Raw genomic sequence first — 23735 nt, 5'->3', positions numbered from 1 at the left:
CGTAGCAGCGGCCGAGTCTGACCGACGGGGTGGGACGTGAACGCTGAGGTCCGGTTGGATCCGGATAGTCTGCGAAATCGGGGAGAGCGGCTGTCCGGACTCGGTGATCAGGTGGGGCAGACCTATGCGAGTTTGCGGGACTGTGTGGTGCAGTCCGAAGGCAGCTGGGGCGACGACGATATCGGCCTGGCATTCGCCAAGGAGTTCAAGCCGCACGCCGAGCAGTTGCTGGCGAATGTGCGGGAAATGGCGGAGAGCCTGCACGGCACGGCCGCCGGAATCATCGACGCCGCACGCCAATTCGAGGCGCAGGACGCCTATCTTGCCAGCCGGGTAGGCGCCACAGCCGGGGACATCGAGCCGAACATCGGGCGTCTTGCTGCGCAGCGGTCGGATGACCCCGTCGGCACGCCAGCGGTCGCCGACGAGCATTCATCCGGGACATACGATCCGGCGGCGACCTCTTCGGCAGTGGGAGGCCAAGCGCATCCCACGGACCGGGCGCAGCCGACCGAACGGTCCGCGCCCGGCGGGCGGCGGTCGCCCGAGGCTGCCGCGGAACAGTCAACACCGCAGGGCGGTCCGCGGCGCCCGGATTCTTCGGATCGAACAGCCCAGGGGTCGGATCGGGCAGGTCGAGAGGGCAGAGGCAAACCCGGCGACCCAGCCGGTGAGTCCGGTCGCCGGGTGTCGCCCCCGTCCTCTTGGTCGTTGCCCCCGGCTGCCACCCGGAACGCCGCCCGGTCCCTGGGCGCGGCATCTGGACCGTGGCCAGCGGCCGATGTCGGGCGGCGAGATACCCCGTGGACCGGGCAACGGCCCCCGACACCCGGCTCGGCCGCGGGCGCTCAGCCGAGTTCCCCCAGCCCTCGGTACGGTTCCCCGCCGCGACCGAACAAGCCCACCGACGAACCGCGCGGGCGTGATCGGCGCGGTTCCGAAGGCCGACCGGTTTCCGATCCCGTGGTCGGATGGCTGGCACGCAGATTGGCCGATCACCACGGTGTGCGGGTGGCCGGATTCGATACACCCGGCCTGCAGGTGTCGGCGGTGCGTGAGTTCGTGGCCGCGGTGGACCGGGTGCTTACCGACTACCCGGTGATCGTCCTGGATGTCGTCGCGGTGGCCGAACTCGGCGCCGAAGCGGGCTTGGTGCGGTGGAGTTCCGAACCACACGGCCCCGGGGGCCCAGCTCGCTCGATCACTCTCGACCAGCGGACCGCGCAGCAGCCGAGCGAAGTCACCGGAACCGAGTCGGATATCTACGCGGCGACGTTACGTGAGTTCGGCCCGGCACTCGATGGCGCCGGTGGCGGTTTCGCGCGCAGGCGGGCGCAGCGCGTCCTGGTGGCGGAGTACCTGCGTCTGGAACCGGGACGACACCGCACACTCGCCGAGGTGGTGCGCGGTTATCAGCACTGGCGTGCCGAGTTGACCGGGGATCCCACGGCCGCAGGCGGGTTCGACGTGAGTAGGGCATTCGGCGCCGCATTCGCCGAGGTGGTGCTGCGCGGAACTGCGGCCCGCATCCAAGCGAAGACACTGCACGCGGTACTGGTCGACGCGGCTTCTCGGCCGGGGTAGGCGGTGCCGGTGGACGGTTCGTTGTCGCTGAACCCTGTTGTGGAGCTGCGGAATTCGTTCGAGAGCCTGCCTGCTGTGGTGCGCCGTCCGATCGAGATGGTGGTGTTCGGGGGAGAGCTGCCGCGTGCCGATATTTCCGGGATGCGTCGGATGGCCGCGGAGTTCCGTGCGCAGGCAGCCGCGCTGAGCGATCGCTCGGAGGATACGAAAGAGCTTCTGGCACACGAGGACTCGGTGGGCATCCTCGGCGAACGGCTGCGCGAGACATTGGGGTTACACCGGGATGGTGCGGCCAGGCTCGGTGACGACGCGCTGGCCCTGGCCGATCAGGTGCAGGCGGCCGCCAACGATGCGGAGAAGACGCTGTGTGTGATGTTCGTTTTCGGTATCGAGTTGGCGTGGCGGATCTTCGGTGTGCTGTCCGCTGCCGCGGCGGCTGGTCCTGCCGGGGAAGTGGCGGCGGTGCCGGTGGCGGAGTCGATGCTGATCGAGGGGCGCGGCACTGTCGCGGTGATGCGTGCGGGCCTGGACCAGGCGTTCAGAACCGGCGCGACGCGGACGGCCGCCCGGCTGTCGGCACTGGGGCCGCTGCAGTTGCCTGTCACGTTGGCCAAGGCCGCCGCGCTTCCGGTGAGTGTCGACGCGGGTGTGCAGGCGCTGCAGGCCGCCTCCGGTGATCGAACCCTCGCCGTGATCGGCTCGAACGGCGAGAATCCGACTGGCATCGATCTGACATCGATCAAAGTCGCGGCCCTGGCTGGTGCGGGTGGTGCGGTGGGCGGCATGGTCGCGGGCCGGTTCGCGCCGAAGATGATTCCCCGGATCGAGGGCAGCCGGTTGGCGCTCGGATTGGTGCACGGCACTGCGGGCGCGGTGGCCGGTTTGGGTGCGGCGGCGTTGGTGACCGGCTGGCCGGACCATTTCGATCATGTGCTGGCACCGTTGCTCAACGGCGGTTTCGCTGGGGTCGTGCACGCTCACGCCCTGGCTCGCCCGGGATCGGGTGCGCCGACGGGGGCAATGATCGACGGCGGTGGCGCTTTCACCCGGCCCGACCGGCCCGCAGCCGTACGCGGCGAGGACACCGCGGCTCTGCCGCCGGTCGAGGTATCCGCGGAATCGAAGCAGGCGTGGGAGGCTGCGAAGGCGGCGTGGGCGTCGACTCCGGATCCGGTGGCCGCCGCGGGCACGCGGCCGGAAGTGCCAGCGGCCGGAGTGCGCGAAAACACCGCGCCGGTCAAGTCCGGCGAATCGCGGCCGCCCGCGGCATCGAGCTCGATGCCACACAATGCGGCGACTGGCCGTCCTCAGGTCGGAGTCGACTCTGCGGCCGGGTCGGCGGCGCGTTCTGAGACGGGTCCACAGCGGGGCGAACCGGTTGCCCACACGAATGCGACAGCGCCACGACCGATCAGGGCAGGCGCGGAAACCTCTGCGCCGCAGAAGGTTTCGACCCGTCAGGTCGGCACGGGGCCCGAAACACCTGCCGCCGCCGAACACCGATCATCAGCGAACCACGAGCAAGGCAACACCGGGAAGGATGAAACCCGCCACCAGACCCCGGTTGACGCCCGCCCGGCCACGGGCACCGGCGACGCCGAAACCCCTGCCGCGGGGGAACACCGGTTGCCGGGCAACGAGGAGCACGCTCTCACGGCGGAGCGGAGCGTCCTGGCTGATGCAACGGGCGACGAGGTGTCGGCCGCCCCGGCCGCGGATCCGGTCGACAGTGCCGGTTCGCCTGCGCCGAGCGCGCGTGACCACGCGGTGGAGTTGTTGGCCGACTTCCACGCCAGTTCTGGTGATCAGGTTCCGGAGCAGCTGCGGCTGTGCAACCTTCCGGACGAGGTGTTGAGGGCCGGATTGTTCGACACCGACGCGCGAAAGTCGATGATCGCGACGACGGAGATCATTCGGCGCGGCACGATCAGCGACGCCGTACCCGGGGGGATGGTATTACGGGTCGAGCAGGCGGAGGGGTTGCACGCGCTGGACAGGCGTCCGGTGGAGATGAAGCCGGGCGAAGGCAAGTCGCTGATGTTCATGGCGGCGGCGATGCAGCGCGCGGTGCGTCACGGTGACTGTCTTCTGGTGACGACGACCGATGGGCTGGCCCACCGCGAATTCACCAGGTATCGACAGCTTTTGGCCGATTTCGGGATCGACGTGTTCCGTGCCGACCAGCAGCGCGGTTTCGGGCCGGTCACCGACGGTCGCCCGGCCGTCGTGGTGGCCACCGGCGAAACGGTCGGGCATCTGTGCAACGCCGGTCACCGGCCGCCGCGCCACGCGTTGATCGATGAGATGGACGGGATCATCGACCGTGGTGAGAGGCAGTTCCTCCGGTCGGAAGGGGTGGAGCGGGCCGCGCCAGAGGCGACGGCACGCGAGGTGTTCGCCGCGCACGATTTCCTCGCCGAGGCGCTGGCGAAAGGGACGCTGTCGCATGAGGATTTCGGTCTCACGCGGATCATCGAAGAAGTCGGCGAGTATCCAGACGGAACTCCTGAGCACGAGTTCTGGTACGACGGTCGGGCGGAATTGACGCCGGGGGGACGGGAGAAGGTCGAGGCGCTTCCCGGCGGGAAACAGTGGTTGGCAGGGATGGGGTTGTCGCGGCTCGAGATGGCCGCCGCTGCGGAATTCACCTGCCGCAAGAGCACCCACTACGTGATGGATGCGGGCAAGATCGTCATCATCGATCAGGGCGAACACGGTCTGCAACGCAACCCGACGACCTCGAGCGAATCACGGTGGAGCGCCGAGCAGGGTAAGGCGAGCCTGGCTCAGGCCGTGGAGGCCAAGGAGATTCGGGCGGCCGAGGCCATCAACATGAGCGCCGAGCAGCATCAGATCGTGGTGCGCGCCGACGCCGACTCGGCCAAGACCATCAACGCGGTGGAAATCTATCGCACGGGAGGACGCCCGCAGGACCGGTTTTTCGATGAGGTCACCGGCGCCTCCGGCACGCTCGCGGACCTCAACCCCGTGCTGGAAAAGATCTACGGTCTGGAAGAAGCGCACCGAGTCGACCGGGCAAAGGAGCAGCGGTTGATGGAGGGCGCCCCCGAGGTGGTGGCGAATACCCGCGCCAAGCTGAGCGCGATCGCCGAAGGCGCGCACAGAGTGTGGCAGGGAGGCCGGGGCAGGTCCCAGGAAATCTTGTGTCATCGCAACGACCTGGTCGACAGGCAGGTGCAGGCGTTGGTGCGCAAGGGGGTGCCGAGGGAGGCGATCGAGGCGGTCGACGCCGACCGGATCGCCGGGTGGGGCGCGGAGTGGGAAGGCCAGTTGCAGAAGGTCTTCGATGCCGCCGGTGAGCAGGGCAAGATCCTGGTGATCAACCGGCAGGGCCAGCGCGGTGTCGATATCGCGGTATCGGAGGCGGTGCAGGCCAAGGGCGGCATGTTCGTGTGGATGACCGAAGTCCCCGAGCAGTCCTACATTCATGAGCAGGCCAAGAACCGCACCGCCCGCAACGGGGACCGCGGGGCCGCGCAGGCGCTGATGTCGCCGCAGGACGCGCTGATCCGCAAGGCAATGCACCTGCACGGGGTACGCGAGGCGGCGGTCCGCTACGACCAAGCCGCCGCCGCTCATCGCAGCGACCCCACCCCGGAAAAACATCACAACCTCGTCGAGGCCAGCCACGACCTCGGCTCGTTGGTGCCTGAACTGCAACAGCGCGCGCTCCGCCACGCCACCGCCGATTTCATCCGCCACCACGCCTACCTCACCGAGAACCCGGCCGCCGTTCTCGCCGCCGCTGAGGCGTTCCGCTACCAGGGCAGTACGGACGTCGGTCAGCCGGACTACTCGCCGGGCCCGGCCGCGCGCCTGGCGGGGGTGCTGGGGATCCCCGCCGCAGCCATCGCCGCACTCGAACAGGACGGCGCTGCCGACCCGCTGGGCGGTCTGCTGGAACGGACGGGCCTGCCGCCCGCCGCGGTGGAGGCGTTGCGGCAGCATGTCGAGGCGACCGCACGCGGAACGGTTGAGCAGTACGCGGGGCTCACCGACGAGCAGGCGCTGGATCAGTTGGTGCCGCAGCGGGACCGTCTGGCCGAGAAACTCGGCTGGGACACCGAGGCCATCGAGGGCGCCGAAGGTATGCGCACGATCGACCCCGCGCTGACCGAAGCCAGAAACAATCTCGCGAAAACACTGGGTTATCCCGCCTCCGACATCACGCCCGCCATAGCCCGCGACATCCTGGGCGAAGCAGTCGATCACCACCTGTCCGCCGAGGCCACCACCGAGTCGGCCACCAGCGACGATGCCGCCCGCGACGATGCCGCCCGCGACGATGCCGCCCGCGACGATGCCGCCCGCGACGATGCCGCCCGCGACGATGCCGCCTCCATCTCGGCGAACCCCGTATCGGCGGACCGGGTAGCCGAGAATCCGGTAGCCCAGGACGTTATCGCCGCGGCATCGCACTATCTGGCCACTGCGGCCCTGCTCGACCTGGTCATGCGGATCCACCGCCGCAGCCCCAACAGTTGCGTCAACAATGCTGTGACCGGCATGCGGGTGTTGAGCGGACGCGACATCGAGATGCCGTCCCGCACACTGGCGGGCCACGGCCGCGATGCGGTCGCGAATGTGTTCGGCGCCCCACTCGAGAATGCCGGATCGCTGGATGGTGTGGCCGAATCGCTGAGAGCTCGGCCGGGAGGTATCACCGTCCTGGTCTACAAATGGAAAGGCACCCCGGCCACCGGCAGCCCCAACGCCACGGGCATCGCCGACGACCACATGGTGCTGGTGGTCAACGACAGCGAGCCGGGCGAGGCCCCGAAACTGGTCGTGGTCGACCTCGCGGCCTCGCGAGACGGCGACATCGGCACCGACTACGGCCCGAAAGACCTCCGCAACCGCCGCACGCTGCTGGCCAAGGCCGTTCCGTTCGACACCTGGCGCCAAGAGCAGCAGAAGTTCATCGGCAAACTGCCCGCCGACAAACGCAGATTCGAGACCATCGAATTCGACGTCGATGGCAACCTCGTCGGCAGTTCGCACCGCGACGCACTCGTCACCGAAACCCCGCCCCGATCCCAGGAGGCTGAGGTCAGTGCGGAACTGGTGCAGGAAATCAACGCGATACAGCCGGGCTGGCCGGTCGATGGCGAGGGCCCAGCTGATCTGCCGTCGAGGACCGACGCGGACCCGCTCGACAAGTCGGACATTCCCCCGTCGGCCGAACCCGCCCGCATCGGCGGCCACCCGCACGACATCCCCGACCCGGTCGAGCCCACACTCGAAACCCGGCAGGAACACGAGGCTTCGGCCGCACCGGAGGTCCTTCACCTGGCCCTCGCCGTGGTCGACAGCTTCCAGAGCAGTCCCGAGATCACGCGGGACGCACAGCGTTTCGTGACGAAGTGCTACGAGGAATACCGACAGCAAGAGGAAGCGGCACTACGGGAGCGGCGCTCGACCGCCCTGGTGAACGAACTCGGGATGACAGCCGAGGAGGCCGAGCAGGCCGGTAGGGAATACATGGGCAGCGCTGAGATGCGCCATGCCATCGACGCCGCGGCCGCTCGCAGGGCCGCCACACTCGTCAGCGATATGGCCCATTATGCCGACCGTGTACAGGTCAGTCTTCCCGGCACTCTCGCCGATCTATATCTGGCAGAAGCGAATACGGCGAACGCGCGGAACCTGCAGCACGCATTCGCCTTGATCCACCGAGTCGAATCGAGTCCGGACATCACACGGGACGCGAAACGATTCGTCATGTCGTGCTACGAGGAATATCGACAAAAACAACAGGCAGCCTTTCAAACGCAGCGCCGGACCGCTTTGGCTGACCTGCCACCCGAGGAGGCCGAGCAGCAGGCCAGGGAGTTCGTCGGCCGAGCCGACATACGCGCAGCCATCGATAGTGCCGCCGCAACCGCCACTCGACAGCTCATCCACAACATCCAAGGCAAGTGGACCAAGACGAGCCGCCCCCTCCCCGATATCCTCGCCCGCCTCCACCGGGCAGGAGCAACCCCGGCCAGCGCGCGCAAACTCGCGAAAAGTATGACGGCCGATACCGGTGACGCATGGGCACCGGATGATCAGATCGGCCGCAACGATAGTCCCGGTGGACTGATCGGCAACAGGCCGTTCGAGGATTCGCCTGATGAGCGTGCCTTTGCTGGTCCGGAGTTCGAGGAGTTGGTGCTTGCGGGCCTGGAATCCGGTATCGCGGAACGGTTCCCGGTCGAGGATGCGCGGGGGGTGCGGGTCGAGGAGTTGACGTTCGACAACGGCGTGCGGGTGTTCAAGGAGACGTATGCCGATCCGATGGACGCGCTGGTGCAGGTATTGCAGACCAAGGTCGCCATCATCATGGGTGCTCCGGTCGCCCACGCGATGCTCAACATCGAGGACGACCGCGTTTATCGGGAACTCACCCCTGGGCGGCCCGGGGACAGCGTCGAGGTTGTGGACCCGGAGGTTCTGGCCTCGGACTCGGCCCTGCGGCTCGGCCTATTCGATGCGGTGACCGGGACGCACCGGACGGCGCGCGAGTGGAGTATGGCCGACAACGAGGTGATGGCCGGACGTTCCGGATCCGATGTCGACGCCAGCCATACCGGTGTGTTCGCGTCGTCGTTCGTGCGGCGTATCGACGGTCGTCCGGTGTGGTTGGACCACGCCATGCCGACGTGGGAGGTCGCGGCCATCCGGGAGCAGGTGTCGCACCTCGATACCTGGATCTCGAATTTTCCGATGCCCGAGAAACACCGAGCGGCACTGCTCGATATCCACGGTGCATACATGGCCGCGCTGACGCAGGTCGAACGGCATGCCGTGCATACCTTCGGCGAGCGAGCGCATCGCGCCGGGCTCGATGCGCAAGCGCAGGCCAAGGCGCGGTTGGTCGAAGTGTTCGCTCTGGACTATCCGCACGTCGCGGTGGTGGGGTTCGATCATCCGGACGTGCCCGCCGATGTCGTCGCGGAGATCCTGGGCGGGCTGGATGAGATGTTCACCAGGTTCCCGGGCCGGACCAATATCCGCGAACTGCGGATCGATTACACCGACTGGGAGGCCAACAGCCCCAGAACGCACAACTATGCGGACCCCGCAGCGGCGGGCCGGACGCTGAGTATGCGGTTCAGCCTGCGCGATGCGGCCAACCCGGCACAGACTGTGAAACGCGGAATCCGGTTTCTCGAATTCGGCTTGAACCCGGTCGGCGACAGGCCATTTCACCACAACGCCGTGCACGAGTTCGTGCACGCGATCGATGCCGTGGAGGGGCTGTCGAAGAATTTGCAACGGATGTTGTCGCAGACCTGGGGACAGCTGTCCGATGACGGACTGATCGAGGAGTCCTGGTGGACCTGGCTCACTCGACTGCCGAGATACGCCTTCGTCAACGAAGCCAAGACGGTTCTCGATGATGTGGAGGCGCTCGCTGTCGGGTTCGCCGAGGCCGACATTCACAGCGCGGCGGCCGGGTCGCCGCAGTGGGCGATTCATGAGTACGTGACCACCGGTCGGCCGCCGCGGGTCACGGCGGATCTCGAGGTCGATCTCCCGCCGCATGAGGATCATCCGGATTCGGGCGGCCCCGGTGGGCTGATCGGCAGCAGGCCACATGAGCCCGATGCGCAGCTGGATGCCGCGCGGGGTGCGTGGATCAAGGCGTTGCGGCTCGAGCGGGGGATGACGCAGAAACAGCTTGCGCAAGCTGTGGGCCTGACGAATAGCGCGCTGTCCATGATCGAGAGCGGGAAGTCGACGCCACGGCTCGGCAACTTTCAGCAGCTCTGCCGGGCACTCGGGCTCGATGGTGAAGCTGTGACCGAGGCCATCCGGCGGTTCTATCGGGACGTGGACGTGGAAACCGCTGTGGCCGCCCATGATTCGCTGGGTGGCTGGGTGGCGGCTCTTCGTAACAGCAAGGGTATGACCAGGGCTGATCTCGCACGTGCGGTCGATATTGTGCCGACGAGCGTCACGGAAATAGAGAATGGCGTGTACCCGCTGCCTGGTCTGTTCTTGCGGATCGCCCGAGTTCTGGGGGTAGGGCAGCAAGCGCTGGCGGAGGCGGTTCGCGAGTTCTATCGGGATATCGAGTTCGCTCTCGATCCCGACGCGCACGACGCGGAGTTGCCCGGAAGCTGGATTGCCGCCTTGCGCTATGACCGGGACATGTCTCAGGCCGAGCTGGCCCGGACCGCGGGCATACCGAAACAATCTGTCGGCCGAATCGAGCGTGGACACACTCCGAACTGGATTGTCTTCCTTCAGATCTGCCGGGCACTGGAAGTTGCGCCGGAAGTACTCGCCGCCGCCGTTCGTCATTTCTATCGAGGTGTCAATCCCGATCTCGATCCCGCCGCGCATGATCCCGCGTTGCCCGGTAGCTGGTTCATGGCGCTGCGACACGATCAGGGCATGTCCGGAAGCGAGGTTGCGAACGCGATCGGGTACGGCTCGGATCTGTCTGATATCGAATCTGGAAGGAACAGGCCGGAATTCGCGCTGTTCCGGCAGATCTGCGATGTGCTCGGGGTCGGTGACGAACTCCTACGAGCCGCCACCCGCCACTTCTATCCGGAGCTCGACATCAATCCTCCTCCGCACACATTGCTGGGTGGTTGGATCAAGGAGTTGCGACTCGAGCGCGGGATGACGCAGAAAGAGCTTGCGCGTCGCGCGCGGATGTCCCAACCCTACATTTCCGCCGTCGAACTCGGGACGCGCTTTCCGCCGGTGCGGAGATTGCGGCAGCTCTGTGGAGCGTTGGGTGTGGGTGGTGATGTCCTGCTGGAGGCGCTCGAGCAATTCTATGCGGATCGCTATGAGCGTTCCGGTGCCCCGGAGGAAGTAGCTCTTTTCCATCGATATGTGGTCAGCCGGGTGGGTTCACCTGACGAGAAGACGATCCGGGACGAGATTTGCGCCACGGTTGCGTGGGTCCCGGATGCGTTGGCACGTCGTGAATCTCCAGATATCCGCGATGAGGCGGTGCAGGCCGCGTGGATGGGGATTCTGAGCGCGATCGATAGCCACGTCCCCTCAGCGTCGTTCGCCGCCCATGCCTGGGGCGGCGGTAAGAGAGCAATTCTGCGCTACCGTCTCGCGCGTGCGTTCCCGGATCTCGACAACCCCACCCTGAAGAAAGTCAGCACAGTAAGAGCGCAGATCGACCGGATGATTGCCGCGGGCGAGCCGTACGACGATGCGGCGATTGCGCGCGCGGTGAATTACACGGTGGCCGATGTCGTATTGGCGCGGGAGATTCTGGCTCGGCCCGCCGTGCAATTGAATATGCCGACCGGAGGCACGGACGGGTCGCTTCCTCGGGATTTGGCCGATCCGGCTGCTGCCGCGGAGTTTTCCGACACCGATTTCGCGGTGACGGTTCGTGCCACGCTGGCCGATATGGCTGATCCCGGTGTTGCGGAGCGGTTGGTGATGCTGCATCTGGTGGAGGGTGTGCCCCTGGCCGATGCCGCCGAACGGTTGCGGATATCGGTTGCGGACGCGGCCAAGGTTCTCGCTGATGCTGTTGCGCGGCTGCGTGATGGTTTCAACCACAGTCCATCCGCGGAAGTCCCCGCGGGCGAAGCGCACCCGGCACTGTCGACACCGTGGGCCGTGTCGACGACGGAGTCCGGCCGGTCGACGCGCGGCAACGATACCGAGCCGGACGAAGATGACGACCAACGTGCGACGGGTGAGAGTGGCGGTCCGAGTGATCTGATCGGTAGCAGGCCACATGAGGACGATTCGCATTCGGATGCCGCGCGGGGTGCGTGGATCAAGGCGTTGCGACTCGAGCGGGGGATGACGCGGAAACAGCTCACGGAAGCGGCGGGCCTGGCGAACAGCGCGCTGCCCGCTATCGAGAGCGGGCAGCGGAAGCCGCGGGTCGGCTCCTTTCAACGTATCTGCCGAGCACTCGGACTGGACGACGACGCGGTGAATGACGCTGTCCGACAGTTCTATTCGGATGTCCCGCTGGATACCGGTGTAGCTGCCCATCGGTTGCCCGGTGACTGGGTGCGCGCTGTTCGTAACAGCAAGGGGATGACCCAGTCGGTCCTTGCACACGCGGTCGGTGTGGATCCCGTGCGCATCGGGGTCTACGAGAACAACCGGGAGAGTCTGCGCCCTGGTCTCTTCTTGCGCATTGCGCGAGTTCTGGGGGTAGAGCAGCAAGTGCTGGCGGAGGCGGTTCGCGAGTTCTATCGGGACATCGAGTTCGACCTCGACCCCGCCGCGCACGACCCTGGGTTGCCCGGAAGTTGGATTGCGGCACTGCGCTATGACCAGGACATATCTCGAGCCGAGTTGGACCGGATCGCGGGCATACCGGAAACATCTGTCAGCCGAATCGAGGGCGGACACACTCCGAATTCGTTCGTCTTCTTGCGGATCTGCCGGGCACTGGGAGTTGCGCCGGAAGTACTCGCAGCCGCCGCACGCCATTTCTATCGGGAGCTCAACCTCGACCTCGATCCCGCCGCGCACGATCCCGCATCGCCCGGCAGTTGGTTCGTGGCGCTGCGACATGACCGGGACATATCCCAGAGCGAGGTCGCGAAGGCGATCGGTTCCGGTAAGGGCCATCTCTACCGAATCGAATCCGGGAGGAACAGGCCGACATTCGCGGTATTCCGGCGAATCTGCGATGTGCTGGGGGTCGGTGACGAACTGCTGCGGGCCGCCGCCCGTCACTTCTATTCGGATATCAATCTCGATATCGAGCCCGCCGCGCACGACCCTGGGTCGCCCGGAAGCTGGATTGCGGCGCTACGCAATGACGCAGGTATGTCGGGGGGCGAGCTTGCGCGCCGAGCGCGGATGCCGCGGGATTCCATTTCCCAGATCGAAAACCAACGGTTTCGTCCACGGTTGCGGAAGTTTCGGCAGCTCTGTGCGGCGTTGGGTGTCGGGGGAGATGTATTGCTGGAGGCCGTCGAGCGATTCTACGATCGCGATCGTTTCGTGCCGTCCGGTGATCGATATGAAGTAGATCTGTTCAATCGATATGTCGTCAGCAGGGTGGGTTCGCCGGAGGAGCGCGAGGTCCGGGACGAGATCTGCAAGAGGTTCATCTGGGTACGGAATGCCTTGGCGCTTCGTGAGTCTCCGGATACCCGAGACGAGGCGGGGGAGGCCGCGTGGATGGGGATTCTGAGCGCGATCGACGACCACGTCCCCGCCGCGCCGTTCGCCCCCCATGCGTGGGCCAGCGGTAACAGAGCAATTCGGCGATACCACCACAAGCATCAGTTCGCGGAGCTGAACGATCGCACCCTGCGGAAAGTCATCGCCGTAAGAGCACAGATCGACCGGATGGTTGCCGCGGGTGCGGCTCCCGACAACACCGAGATTGCCCGCGCGACAAGATTGAAAATGGCCGATGTCATGCTGGCGCGGACGATTCTGACTCGGCCCACCGTGCACCGAGTGGACGATCCGGCTGCTGCCATCGGGCCTTCCGATACCGATTTCGCGACGGCAGTTCGTGCCGCGCTTGCTGATATGGCTGATCCGGATGCCGCTGAGCGGTTGGTGATGCTGCATCTGGTCGAGGGCGTGCCCTTGGCCGAGGTTGCGCAACGAGTGGCGTTGCCGGTCGCGACCGCGGGTGCGGTTTTCGCCGATGCTGTTGCGCGGCTGCGCGATGCGTTCGATCCGGGGAGATCGGGGGAGGTGGCCGCGAGCGAGCGAGGTCCGGCAACGCTCACTCCGGGGACCGAGGCGGGGGCGGAGCAGGATCAGCTGCCGGTACAGAGCGCTGATCCCGAGTCGGGCGAGGGCAGCCCGAACCCGGGTGGTCTGATCGGCAACCGGCCGGTGGGAGGTGATGAGCGCGGTTTCGTCGGCAGCAGGCCGTTCGAGGGTTCGCCTGGTGAGCGTGCGTTTGCTGGTCCCGGGTTCGAGGAGTCGGTGCTGGCGGGTCTGGATTCCGGTATCGCGGAACGGTTCTTGGTGGAGGATGCGCTGGGGCTGCGGGTCGAGGAGATAACGTTCTGCAACGGCTTGCGGGTGTTCGCGGAGACATATTCCGATCCGCTGAAAGCGGACATCCAGGTATTGCAGGCCAAGCTCGCCGCTGTCATGGGTGCTCCGGTCGCCCACGCGATGCTGAATCTGGAAGACGACCGCGTTTATCGGGAACTCACGCCCCACGGGCGGCCCGGGCATAGTTTCGATGTCTTGTCCCCGGAGATTCTGGACTCGTCCTCGGCCGTGCTGCTCGGCCTGTTCGATGCGGTGACCAGAACGAATCGGACCGGGCGAGAGTGGAGTATGGGTCCCCACGACGACGTGATGGGCGGGCGCGCCCGATCCGACGTCGACGCCACGCCGACCGGCGTGTTCGCGGCGAAGTTCGTCAAACGTGTCGATGGCCGCGAGGTGTGGTTGGACAACACCGTGCCGAGGTGGGCGGTCGAGGACATTCGCGAGCGGGTGACCTACCTCGAATCGTGGATCGAAAGCTATCCGGCTCCCGAGAAACACCGAGATGTGCTGCTCGACATGCACCGCGGGTACTTGGCAGCGCTGGCACAGATCGAACGGCACGCCGTGCCCACCCCCTGGGAGATGTTGCATCGTGCGGGGCTCGACGACGAATGGCGCAGTGACGATGTGGCGGCCAAGGCGCGGTTGGTCGAGGTGTTCAACCTGAAGTATCCGTATCTCACGATGGTGGGGTTCGACCATCCGCAGGTGCGCGCCCATGTCGTCGAAGAGATCCTCGGTGGGCTGGATGAGATGTTCACCAGATTCCCGGGCCGAACCAATATCCGGGAACTGCGGATCGATTACCTCGGCGATACGAAGGCCAGTGCCAGAACGTCTTGGCATGTAGATCGCGTAGCAGCGGCGGGTCGAACCGAGCGGATTCATTTCAGCCTGCACCATGCGGCCAGGCCCGCCCCGTTTGTCGAATTCGGTATCCGATCGCGTGCGGACGGGATCAATCCGATCGGCGATAGACCGTTCCACCACGACGCCGTCCACGAATTCATCCACGCGATCGATGCCAAGGAGGGGCTTTCGGAGAACCTGCGAAAGGTGCTGGGGCAGACCTATTCACAGTTGTCGAGGCTCGGCCTGGTCGACGAGCACTGGTGGACCTGGATCGCTCGGCTGCCGCAGTACGCCTTCGGTAACGAAGCCAAGACGGTATTGAACGATGAGGAGGCGCTTGCTGTCGGGTTCGCGGAGGCGGACATTCATGGTGTGGCGGTCGGTTCGCCGCAGTGGGCGATCCACGAGTACGTCACCACTGGGCGTCCGCCGCGGGTCACGCCGGACCTCGAGGTCGATCTCCCACTGCAGGATGATCCACCGGCCCCGGGTCGTGCGCGTGGCCTGATCGGTAGCAGGCCGCATGAGGATGATTCGAAGTCGGACGCCCCCGCGGGTGTGGCCGCGGGCGAACAGGAACCGGTATCGCTGACACCGTGGACCACGAGGGCGGAACCGGATCAGCCACCTGCGCGAAGCAGCGATTCGGAACCGGGCCAGGGGATTCCGAAACCGAGCGGCGGGATCGGCAGCAAGCCACACGACCAGGACGAGCCAGCACGACGCCCCGTATCGGGCCAGACGACGCCGTGGTCTCGCGGGGACAAACCGCACTCCGATGGTCAACTCCGTAAACAACCATCGCACCTGATCCCCGAGCGACCCGCCGACAACACGCCGGACCTGGTCCCGCTCACCGCGTGCGAGACCGAAGTACTCGCTCGAGTGCGACAGGACATGACACACAACGAGATAGCTGCGGCGCTCGATCTTTCGGTGCGCGATGTGCGGGCGCACCTGGCGAGTGTTCGCCGCAAGCTCAGAAATCAACGGGTGGCGCCGAGCCGTTCTGCCGTTCTGCCGTCCACGAAATCCGAGTCCGAGCGTTTTCGAGCAGCCATGTACGCCGCATTGACGAGCGCCGACCAGCCGGACCCGCGAGAACTGCTGGCCGCGGCGAGCCAAGAGCAGATGGAACACGCTGTCCAAGGGCTCAGCTCGGAGCAACGGGCAGCGCTGAGCCGACTGCGAGCGGGAGCGAATACACCGATGATTCGCGGCATGGCGCTCATCGCCGCTCGTCGATGGGTGATTGCCCTTGCGGCCCAACACGACCGGTCGCACACGGTGTTGGCCACCGCGCTGGCCGCGGCGAGTCCCGCTGACCTGCAAACGGCACTCGACCAGCTCACGAGCGCCGAACGCCAACTCCTGGTCAACCGCTTCGGACCGGAGACGTCGCCCGGCCCGTTCGAACCCGACGATTCCGTGCGCGCTTTGCGTGCGGTCGACATCGTCCGCCACGTCGCGGAGCGGATCGCGACGAGTGCCGGAATGTCCGCTGTAGACGAATACGGTTTCGACCAGAGCGGAGTGCCGCACGCGAATTCCACAGCGGCCCAGACGTATACGGCGGACGAATGTCTGGACGCGGTCTTGGGCTGGATGGACCGGCAGAACCCACCGGCGTCGGCCGAACGGTCCAGGGGCCGCCGTCGAGGATCCTCCTCGGTGACCGCGGATCGATCCCACAGCCGATCGCCCCAGGACGGGCTGCCTGCTGACGAGCCGGGTGCAGGCGGCACCACCGCCCCGAGCGGCGCCCATCCGGCGACCGTTTCCTCCGAGGAGCCGGGGCGTCCGGACAACAACGGCACCGGTTCCGTGCACGCCGATGCGAACAACCATTGGCGCTCGTTGCCGGTGGATCACGGTTTCGATGACGAACAGCGGCGGCTGGCCGACGAGGCGCTGCGTGCGGGCGGCTTCGACGACGCGGATACGTTGCAACGTCCGGGAGATCACCTGTTCGCTGACGCCGCAGAACGTCGTGCGACCGAGAACGGCCAGTGGTGGGATTCGCTGAGCGACCCGGACGCACCCGGCGGGCTGAGCAGTACGCAACGGGCACTCATCCAGGTCTACCCGCACCAGATCGGTAATGCCGACGGTCTGTCCGCCGTGATCCGCGACCACGCCAACCGGTTGTCGATCCGCCGTGATCTGGACGCGTTCATCGCCCGCAGGCCGGTCGGGGTGGGAATGCTCGATTGGATCCGGACCGGACTCACCGCCGCCGAGCGGAAACAGCTCGGCAACCTGATCCACATTCGAAATCACTTGCGACAGCTGGACCGGCAGGCCGCCGAAGTGGTGGGCAGTCCTCCGGTGCATCTGCTGTCCTACGATTCCACCGCCTTCCACGGCAAAGGCAAGGCCGTCGTCGCGCTCGGCAATGTGGACACCGCGCAGACGGTGAACTGGCATGTGCCCGGGACGAATACGACCTCTTCCTCGCTGGCCTACCAGTTCAAGCCGTTGCGCAACCTGTACGAGGAGACACTGCGCGTCGATCCGTCGCTCGAGCTGGCGTCGATCATCTGGATCGGGTACGACGCGCCGACCGGGCCGGTGAACACCGGATTCGCGAAAGCCGCCCTCCGAGACCGCGCACGCGTCGGCGGCCATCGATTGCTGTGCGATATCGCGGCATTCCACGCCACCAGACGTCTTGCCGGAACCGCCACCCCCGACCGGCTCGCCATCCGGCTCTACGGGCACAGCTACGGTTCGGTTACGACATGCTATGCGGGCAGGTACGGCAGGCTCGCTGGCATGGTCGCCTCGATAATCCTCGCGGGGTCGCCGGGAGCGGGCCCGGTTCGTCATGCTGAGGAGTTCGGCATCGGCGCGGAGAATATCTATGTCCTCGCGTCGTGGCGCGATCCGGTGACCATATTCGGCGCGGACCGGCCCGGCGCGCGTAGCCGCGTGAACCCGCGACTCGGCCACGGCATCGATCCGGCCACCGAGGCCTTCGGCGGTCAACGAATCGGCGCCGAGTTCCCCGCCTCACCGAACTTCGCGGGCGCCGAGGCCGTGCATCAGGGCTATCTGCATCGTGACCCGGCGACCGGGCTGCCTACCGAAGCGCTGGCCAACGTCGCGCAGATCACTGCCGGACGCGGCGACGCCCTTGTTCGGGTGGAGCGCCGTCGATCTGGCCGCGGGCTGGGCGTGCGACCCATCGACCGCGAGCGCGGGCGATACGCCGACGGCGGCAATCGAGAGGCCGAGCGTGGGGTGGGTGAGCATTGGGGGCCTGCGGCGACGTCGGCGGATGCTGAGCCGCACGCCGCGCCAGCGCGGCCTGCACCAACGGCAGGTCCGAGGATCGCCGTCCAACTCGGGGCGGACGGGCTCGTGGATTCCGGGTCGGCGTGCACGGACGCGCTCGTGCTCGGCGTGAACGCGATCGGCGTGCGGGTCGGCCGTGGCGCTGAGGACGTGGCCGGTCTCGATGCCGTGTGTCGGTCGGCAGCGTTCGAGGATGCGACGCTGGCGGTGGAAGTGAATGCCGGTCCGCGCTGGTCCGACAAGGAGGTCCGGACGAAAGTGGCCGAAGTTGTCGCCACGTTGGCGGGTCACGGTGTACAGGGGGAGATGCACGCATTCGATCAGCGGGTACTGACGGCGGCTGCGGAGCTGGCCCCGGAGTGTCACCGCGTGCTCTTGATCAACTCCCTGATGACGACCACCGCGGGTATTCGCGGCACCCTCGGTTGGATGGCTCGCGCGGTGCGACCCCGGGCGGAGAGTATCGACACTCTCCTCGAGAAGGCACGCCGCAGGGGTGCTACCGGTGTCGCGGTGCCTTACCCGCTACTGTCCGAGGACTTCGTGTGGCTGACCCATGAGTGGGGAATGCGTCTCGCAGTCCGGGGCGTCGGCGGTTCCGGTCGGATGCGTGCGGTGATCGGGCTGGGGGTCGACGAGATATGGACGGCGAACGTCGAGAAGTTGGCGCTCCTGCGCGCCGAGGTTGCCAGAGGCGGGTTTCGGATACCCGAGCCATCCACGGGCTCGACCCGGCCACCCAAGGCTACGCCGTGGTCGCAACATCCGGACCGCCCGTCGCCCGACCGATGAGTTCGGCGCCACGCCAAGCCCAGATCGGCCATCCCCCAATGAAACAGACTGTCTCGGAACGCAGTTCGGTACTCCTACTGACCCAGAAAGGATTGATCGAGGCGGGTGCGGATCGTCTCCACCGTGGCGCTGAGTCGGACCTGGTGCGAGCCCTGCCAGTAGATCCGCCCGCAGTCGCGGCATCTCCGAAACGTGTCGTAATGGCGTCGGGTGAGCGGTTGCAGCCGATCTTCTACCTCGGCTTTGGCGACCGCGACCACGGCGCCGCCGCAGCGCAGGCAGCGGGTGAACGGTGCCAAGCGTTCGACGAGGTCCAGCCGTCGGATCACCTCGACGATCTGATCGATCGGCCGGTCCGACCGGATGTACACGCCGTGAGTTACATTGCGCCGCTTCAGGAGTCCACGATCGCGGGTGAGCAGGATCCGGTGCTCGGCCGCCGACAGCTCGGCGAGTGCGGCGTCGTCGGCGTCCCACCGGCAGCGCACGTCCAGGCCCATCAGCCGCATCAGCTTGGCGAGGCCGCCGAGGTTGACATCGGCGATGAAGCGCGGCTCGCGCAGTGGGAGCGGACGCACCCTGGTAACCCGTCCGATGTCCAGGGTTTCGAACACCGGATAGGCGGTGATCCGGTCGCCGCCGCGCGGGCGCTGGCCGAAGGTCACCGGTCGGCCGTTGACCAGCACCAGGTCGACTTCGGTGTGCGGGATACCGGCCGCCTCGATGACGTCCTTCACGGTCTGGTGCGTACGGAACGGTCGACGCAGCACCGTGTACCGCTCGTCGGGCCGTAGGAATTCGTTCAGCTCGGCGTAGACCCGCAGGTCGACGCTCATTCCACGAATACCGCCATCGATGCGGTGAATCCGTGCAACGCATTGCGGCCGGCGATGGGACCGATCTCGCCCGCGGCGAAGATGCCTGCCAGCGGTATGCCGTCGAGCAGGTCCTCGATCGCCGCGGCGTCGTGGTTCGCGACCCCGAACATCCGGCGACCCCGTCCATTGCAGGTGAACAGCAACGCCCCCGCTGGGCGTCCCGGCAGGTCCGAACCGGCTCGGACCAGGGCAGCGCGCAGATCTTCGTCCGCCCCGACCGCGTCGCGCACCTGGAACTGCACGGTCGTGCCGACCTCGACGAACTCGCCGATCTCGATCGCGCCGCTGGTCGGGTCGGCACCGAGCAGGCCGCGGATCAGGAAATCGCCCTGTCCGGGTACTGCCAGATGCTCGTCGACAACGATGCCGATCTGCAACCCGTGTGTCACCAGTTCCTGCTGGTCGGGCGGCAGCATCTCGACGATCTCGCGCAACCGCTGGATCGGCGGTCGGCCGCCCAATTCCGTGATCAGCGCGCCACGCGCGCCGGTCACGATATACGGATAGCCGATCGGTCGGCAGCCCTGCGACACGATCGGAACACCGTGCATTCCGGGGAGTCGTACGCCGACGGCGCCGGAGGTCAGCACATCGCGGTCGTGGAACAGCCTGCAGCCGCCCGGCCCGCGCGCGCCGCTCACCAGCCCACCCATCACGGTGATACCGGGCAGATCGGCGTTCAGGTGCTCGAGCAGGATGTCGGCCGGGAACGAGAACGGGTCCGGCAGCAGCAGATGGAAGTCGCATGCGGTCGGATCGAACCGGTAGCCCGCGAGTAGTCCTCCGGTCGCCGTGCGAACGAAGTCCAGCCGGAAGGTCTCGGCGGCGGGCAATCCGGATGCCAGCCATACCACCACCGCGGGCTCGTCCTCGATCTCGCGGCGGCCCGCGACGATCGCCTGCGCCACACATCCGATGAGCGCGGGCACCTGGACCGTCTCGTGAACTGCGGCGAGGACGGCCGCGGCATCGTCGGTATGGGCTCGTGAGGCCAGCAGCACAGCAAGCGACAGCGTCTCGCCCGCGATTTGATCGCGGGCGTGCGCTGCGGCTTCCATGCCCGCCTGCCGCGCTCCCGGCGCGGTGGAGAGACCGACTCCGATCCGCACCTTTCCATCGTAGCGAACCCGCGTGTTGATGCGGATAGTGTTGCAGCACAAGGGAGTTCACGTGAATTACAGCAAACCTCGCCGTCAGAGGGTTGCTGTGGGCAAGCATTCGGCCGGGGGAGTGCCGAGGTCGACATTCCTGTCGGACTTCAGAAGCGTCTCCGAGTAAACCGCTGCAGCTCGAGGACGCCGGTCATGTATTGCGACAACCGTCGTGCCGCTGTTCTTCGGCTGACCGCCTTCGGCCGTCCGACAGCGTGGCGTTACCGAAATGGCAGGGCGGCACCGCCGGGCACGCCGGGGCCTGCAGACTGGTTGGCAATGAAACGGCCTGAACTTCCTGATCTGCCCGTGCGCGGTGTGCTCGATCGCATTGTCGCGACGTTGACCGAGCATGGCACCGCCGTGTTGGTCGCGCCTCCGGGAACCGGGAAGACGACGTTGGTGCCGTTGGCGTTGGCCACTGTCGGGCGGGTGGTGGTGGCCGAGCCACGGCGGTTGGCGGCGCGTGCGGCGGCGGGTCGGATGGCCGCGTTGTCGGGTGAGTCGGTGGGGGAGACGGTTGGATATTCGGTCCGGGGAGATCGGCGGGTGAGTGCCCGGACCCGGATCGAGGTCGTCACATCCGGGTTGTTGGTGCGCAGGCTGCAGGGCGATCCCGAGCTCGCGGGCGTGGACGTCGTCGTCCTCGACGAATGTCATGAGCGGCATCTCGACGCGGACCTGTTGTTGGCGTTGCTGCTGGATGCGCGGGCCGGTTTGCGGCCGGATCTGCGCGTGCTCGCGACATCGGCAACCATTGCGGCCGAACGTCTTTCGGTGCTGTTGGGAAATGCGCCGGTGCTGGAAGTGCGGGCGCGGACCTATCCCGTGCAGACGACGTATGTTCCGCCGCTGCCGAGGGAACGCGGCGAAGCGCAGGTGGCCCGCGCCACCCGTGCGGCGCTCGCCGGGATCGACGGGGATGTGTTGGTCTTCCTGCCCGGAGCGGCAGAAATCCGCCGGACCATTGATCTTCTGGCCGATGTAGACGCGGATCTGGTTCCTCTGCACGGCAGGCTTTCCGCAGCCGGACAGGATTCGGCGCTGCGACCCGGTTCGCGGCGGCGCGTAGTGTTGTCCACTGCGGTGGCCGAATCCAGTTTGACCGTGCCCGGTGTGCGCGCCGTGGTGGATTCGGGGCTGGCTCGAGTGCCGCGCATCGATCGGGGACGCGGGTTGTCCGGCCTTGCGACAGTGCGGGTTTCGGCTGCGGTGGCCGAGCAGCGGGCCGGGCGGGCGGGACGCGAGGCTCCCGGAAAGGTATGGCGCTGCTGGCCGGAGTACGAGAACGGCACGTTGCCCGCCTATCCGGAGCCGGAGATTCGCACGGCGGATCTGACCCGGCTGGCATTGGAACTCGCATGTTGGGGCACTCCCGACGGGCATGGCCTCGCGTGGTGGGACGCGCCGCCGCAAGGTGGGCTGGCTGCTGGTCGAGATGTATTGCGCGCGTTGGGAGCCGTGACCGGATCAGGCGAGGTGACCGAGCGCGGACGACACATGGCACAGATGGGCCTGCATCCCCGATTGGCGCGGGCGCTGCTGGACGGTGCCGCCGAGGTCGGCACCCGGTCGGCCGCGGAAGTGGTCGCGCTCCTCGACGATGACGCCCTCATGCCCGGCGTCGATCTGGTGGCCGGTCTGCGCGCGTTGCGACGTGAGCGGCCGCCGCGTTGGCGGCGGGAAGTCGAGCGCCTGTCCCGGTTGGTCGACGCGACGGACGGTGCCGATGATCCGGCTTTCGTTGTCGCACTGGCACATCCGGAACGCCTGGCGCGGCGGCGTAGTCCTGGCTCGGCGAGCTATCTGATGGCCGGAGGCACCGCGGTGACGCTGCCCCCGGGTTCCGGGTTGGGTGATGCGGAGTGGTTGGCGGTCGCGGTGGCGACCCGCGATCCGGGGCGTTCCGACGGGCGGATCCGATCGGCCGCCGTCGCCGACGAAAAGCTCGCCCGCCGCGCGGCATCGAATCTGCTGGAGATCGTGGACGAGGTGGATTGGGCAGACGGTGATGTGGTCGCCCGTCGGGTCGAGCGATTGGGTGCGATCGTCTTGTCGGAGCGGCCGATTCGTGATCCGGACCGTCAATTGCTCAGCGCGGCAGTGCGACGCGGTCTGACCTCGACCGGACTCGCTGTGCTGCACTGGGATTCCGACGCGGTCGCCCTCCGTCAGCGCCTCGAATTCCTGCACCGCACACTCGGCGCTCCCTGGCCGCCGGTCGACGACGAATCACTGCTTACCGATGCCGATGCCTGGCTCGGCCCCGAACTCGCCACCGCCCGTCGCCGCGCCGATCTGGAACGCATCGACGCCGGACAGGCATTGCGCCGCCTGCTGCCGTGGCCCGATGCCGCGCGGATGGACGAACTCGCGCCGGAGCGGCTGCTGGTCCCCTCCGGCAGCCGTGTCCGTCTCGATTACTCGACCGACCCGCCGGTGCTCGCGGTCAAGGCGCAGGAGGTCTTCGGCTGGACACGGACACCGTCGCTGGCCGATGGGCGAGTCCCGATTGTGCTGCACCTGCTGTCGCCCGCTCGACGCCCGGTCGCGATCACCGCTGATCTGGCGTCGTTCTGGCACAGCGGTTGGCCGCAGGTCCGCAGTGACCTGCGTGGTCGCTACCCCAAGCACGCCTGGCCGGAGGATCCGACCAGCGTGCCCGCGCACCGCGGCACCGCCCGTAACGTCGGTTAGCGCCCCGACGCCTCAGTCGGGCGAATTCGGTTCTTTCGCAATCCAATTCGCGAGCACGGCGGCCTGACTGTGGTCGACGTCGCGGGTGGCGGTCAATAGGGTCACCGGATGCGCGCGGGCAATCTCGCGCAGCTGTGCGACGGCGTCGCGGTGCTGTGTATCGCGCAGTTCGGCCAGATATCGGCGACGGAATTCGGCGAAGCGTTCGGGCCGGTGTCCGTACCACTTGCGCAGTTCGGTCGACGGTGCGATGTCGCGCATCCACTCGTCCAGGTGCGCGTCGTCCTTGCGGATCCCGCGCGGCCAGACCCGGTCGACGAGCACGCGGGTGCCGTCCGACGGAATCGGCGCTTCATAGATTCTCCGGTAGGTGACGTGCTGGCTCATCATGCTCCCGTCCCGAGCTGGTCACTTCTCCTCGCGTGGAGCTCTAGAGGTGGCTCCTATGCTATTCCTCCATCATCGATTCAATCAGTGATTGAATCGATGATGG

Annotated in this window: 6 protein-coding genes; 3 read left to right on the top strand and 3 right to left on the bottom strand. The window is 66.9% G+C overall.

Going from position 1 to position 23735, the window contains the following annotated elements; genetic code table 11:
- The first annotated feature begins 36 nt into the window (after positions 1-36).
- Both NA5_RS11520 and NA5_RS41780 read left to right on the top strand, forming a co-directional pair.
- Positions 37-1584: a hypothetical protein gene (locus NA5_RS11520; RefSeq protein WP_062984840.1), complete on the top strand. Its 1548-nt coding sequence runs from the start codon at positions 37-39 to the stop codon at positions 1582-1584.
- Between the two features lie 9 nt (positions 1585-1593).
- On the top strand, positions 1594-18516 hold the full coding sequence (locus tag NA5_RS41780) for a helix-turn-helix domain-containing protein (protein WP_157110341.1): 16923 nt from the start codon (positions 1594-1596) through the stop codon (positions 18514-18516).
- 74 nt (positions 18517-18590) lie between these two features.
- On the opposite strand, the gene NA5_RS11510 is transcribed toward NA5_RS41780, so the two are convergent.
- Complete coding sequence (locus NA5_RS11510) at positions 18591-19352, bottom strand: Mut7-C RNAse domain-containing protein (RefSeq protein WP_062984836.1); 762 nt, start codon at positions 19350-19352, stop codon at positions 18591-18593.
- The gene (locus NA5_RS11505; protein WP_062984834.1) at positions 19349-20503 is read right to left on the bottom strand and encodes an FIST signal transduction protein; all 1155 of its coding nucleotides are present in this window, start codon (positions 20501-20503) and stop codon (positions 19349-19351) included. The genes NA5_RS11510 and NA5_RS11505 overlap by 4 nt, the downstream gene beginning before the upstream one ends.
- Before the next feature lie 321 nt (positions 20504-20824).
- On the opposite strand from NA5_RS11505, the gene hrpB reads away from it, so the two are divergent.
- Positions 20825-23242 (top strand): ATP-dependent helicase HrpB, encoded by a 2418-nt coding sequence (gene hrpB, locus NA5_RS11500; RefSeq protein ID WP_062984831.1) that lies wholly within the window; start codon positions 20825-20827, stop codon positions 23240-23242.
- A gap of 12 nt (positions 23243-23254) precedes the next feature.
- Here hrpB and NA5_RS11495 read toward each other — a convergent pair whose 3' ends face one another.
- Complete coding sequence (locus tag NA5_RS11495) at positions 23255-23629, bottom strand: DUF488 domain-containing protein (RefSeq protein WP_062984829.1); 375 nt, start codon at positions 23627-23629, stop codon at positions 23255-23257.
- Positions 23630-23735: the final 106 nt, after the last annotated feature.

The sequence above is a fragment of the Nocardia anaemiae NBRC 100462 genome (assembly GCF_001612725.1).
Classification (GTDB): domain Bacteria; phylum Actinomycetota; class Actinomycetes; order Mycobacteriales; family Mycobacteriaceae; genus Nocardia; species Nocardia anaemiae.
Note: the sequence above shows the minus strand (reverse complement) of the source record. Positions and strands in the feature narration are given on the sequence as shown.

Excerpts from the sequence above, each read along its gene's own strand:
- NA5_RS11510 (WP_062984836.1), bottom strand. The coding sequence starts at position 19,352 with ATGAGCGTCGACCTGCGGGTCTACGCCGAGCTGAACGAATTCCTACGG.
- hrpB (WP_062984831.1), top strand. The coding sequence starts at position 20,825 with ATGAAACGGCCTGAACTTCCTGATCTGCCCGTGCGCGGTGTGCTCGAT.
- NA5_RS11495 (WP_062984829.1), bottom strand. The coding sequence starts at position 23,629 with ATGAGCCAGCACGTCACCTACCGGAGAATCTATGAAGCGCCGATTCCG.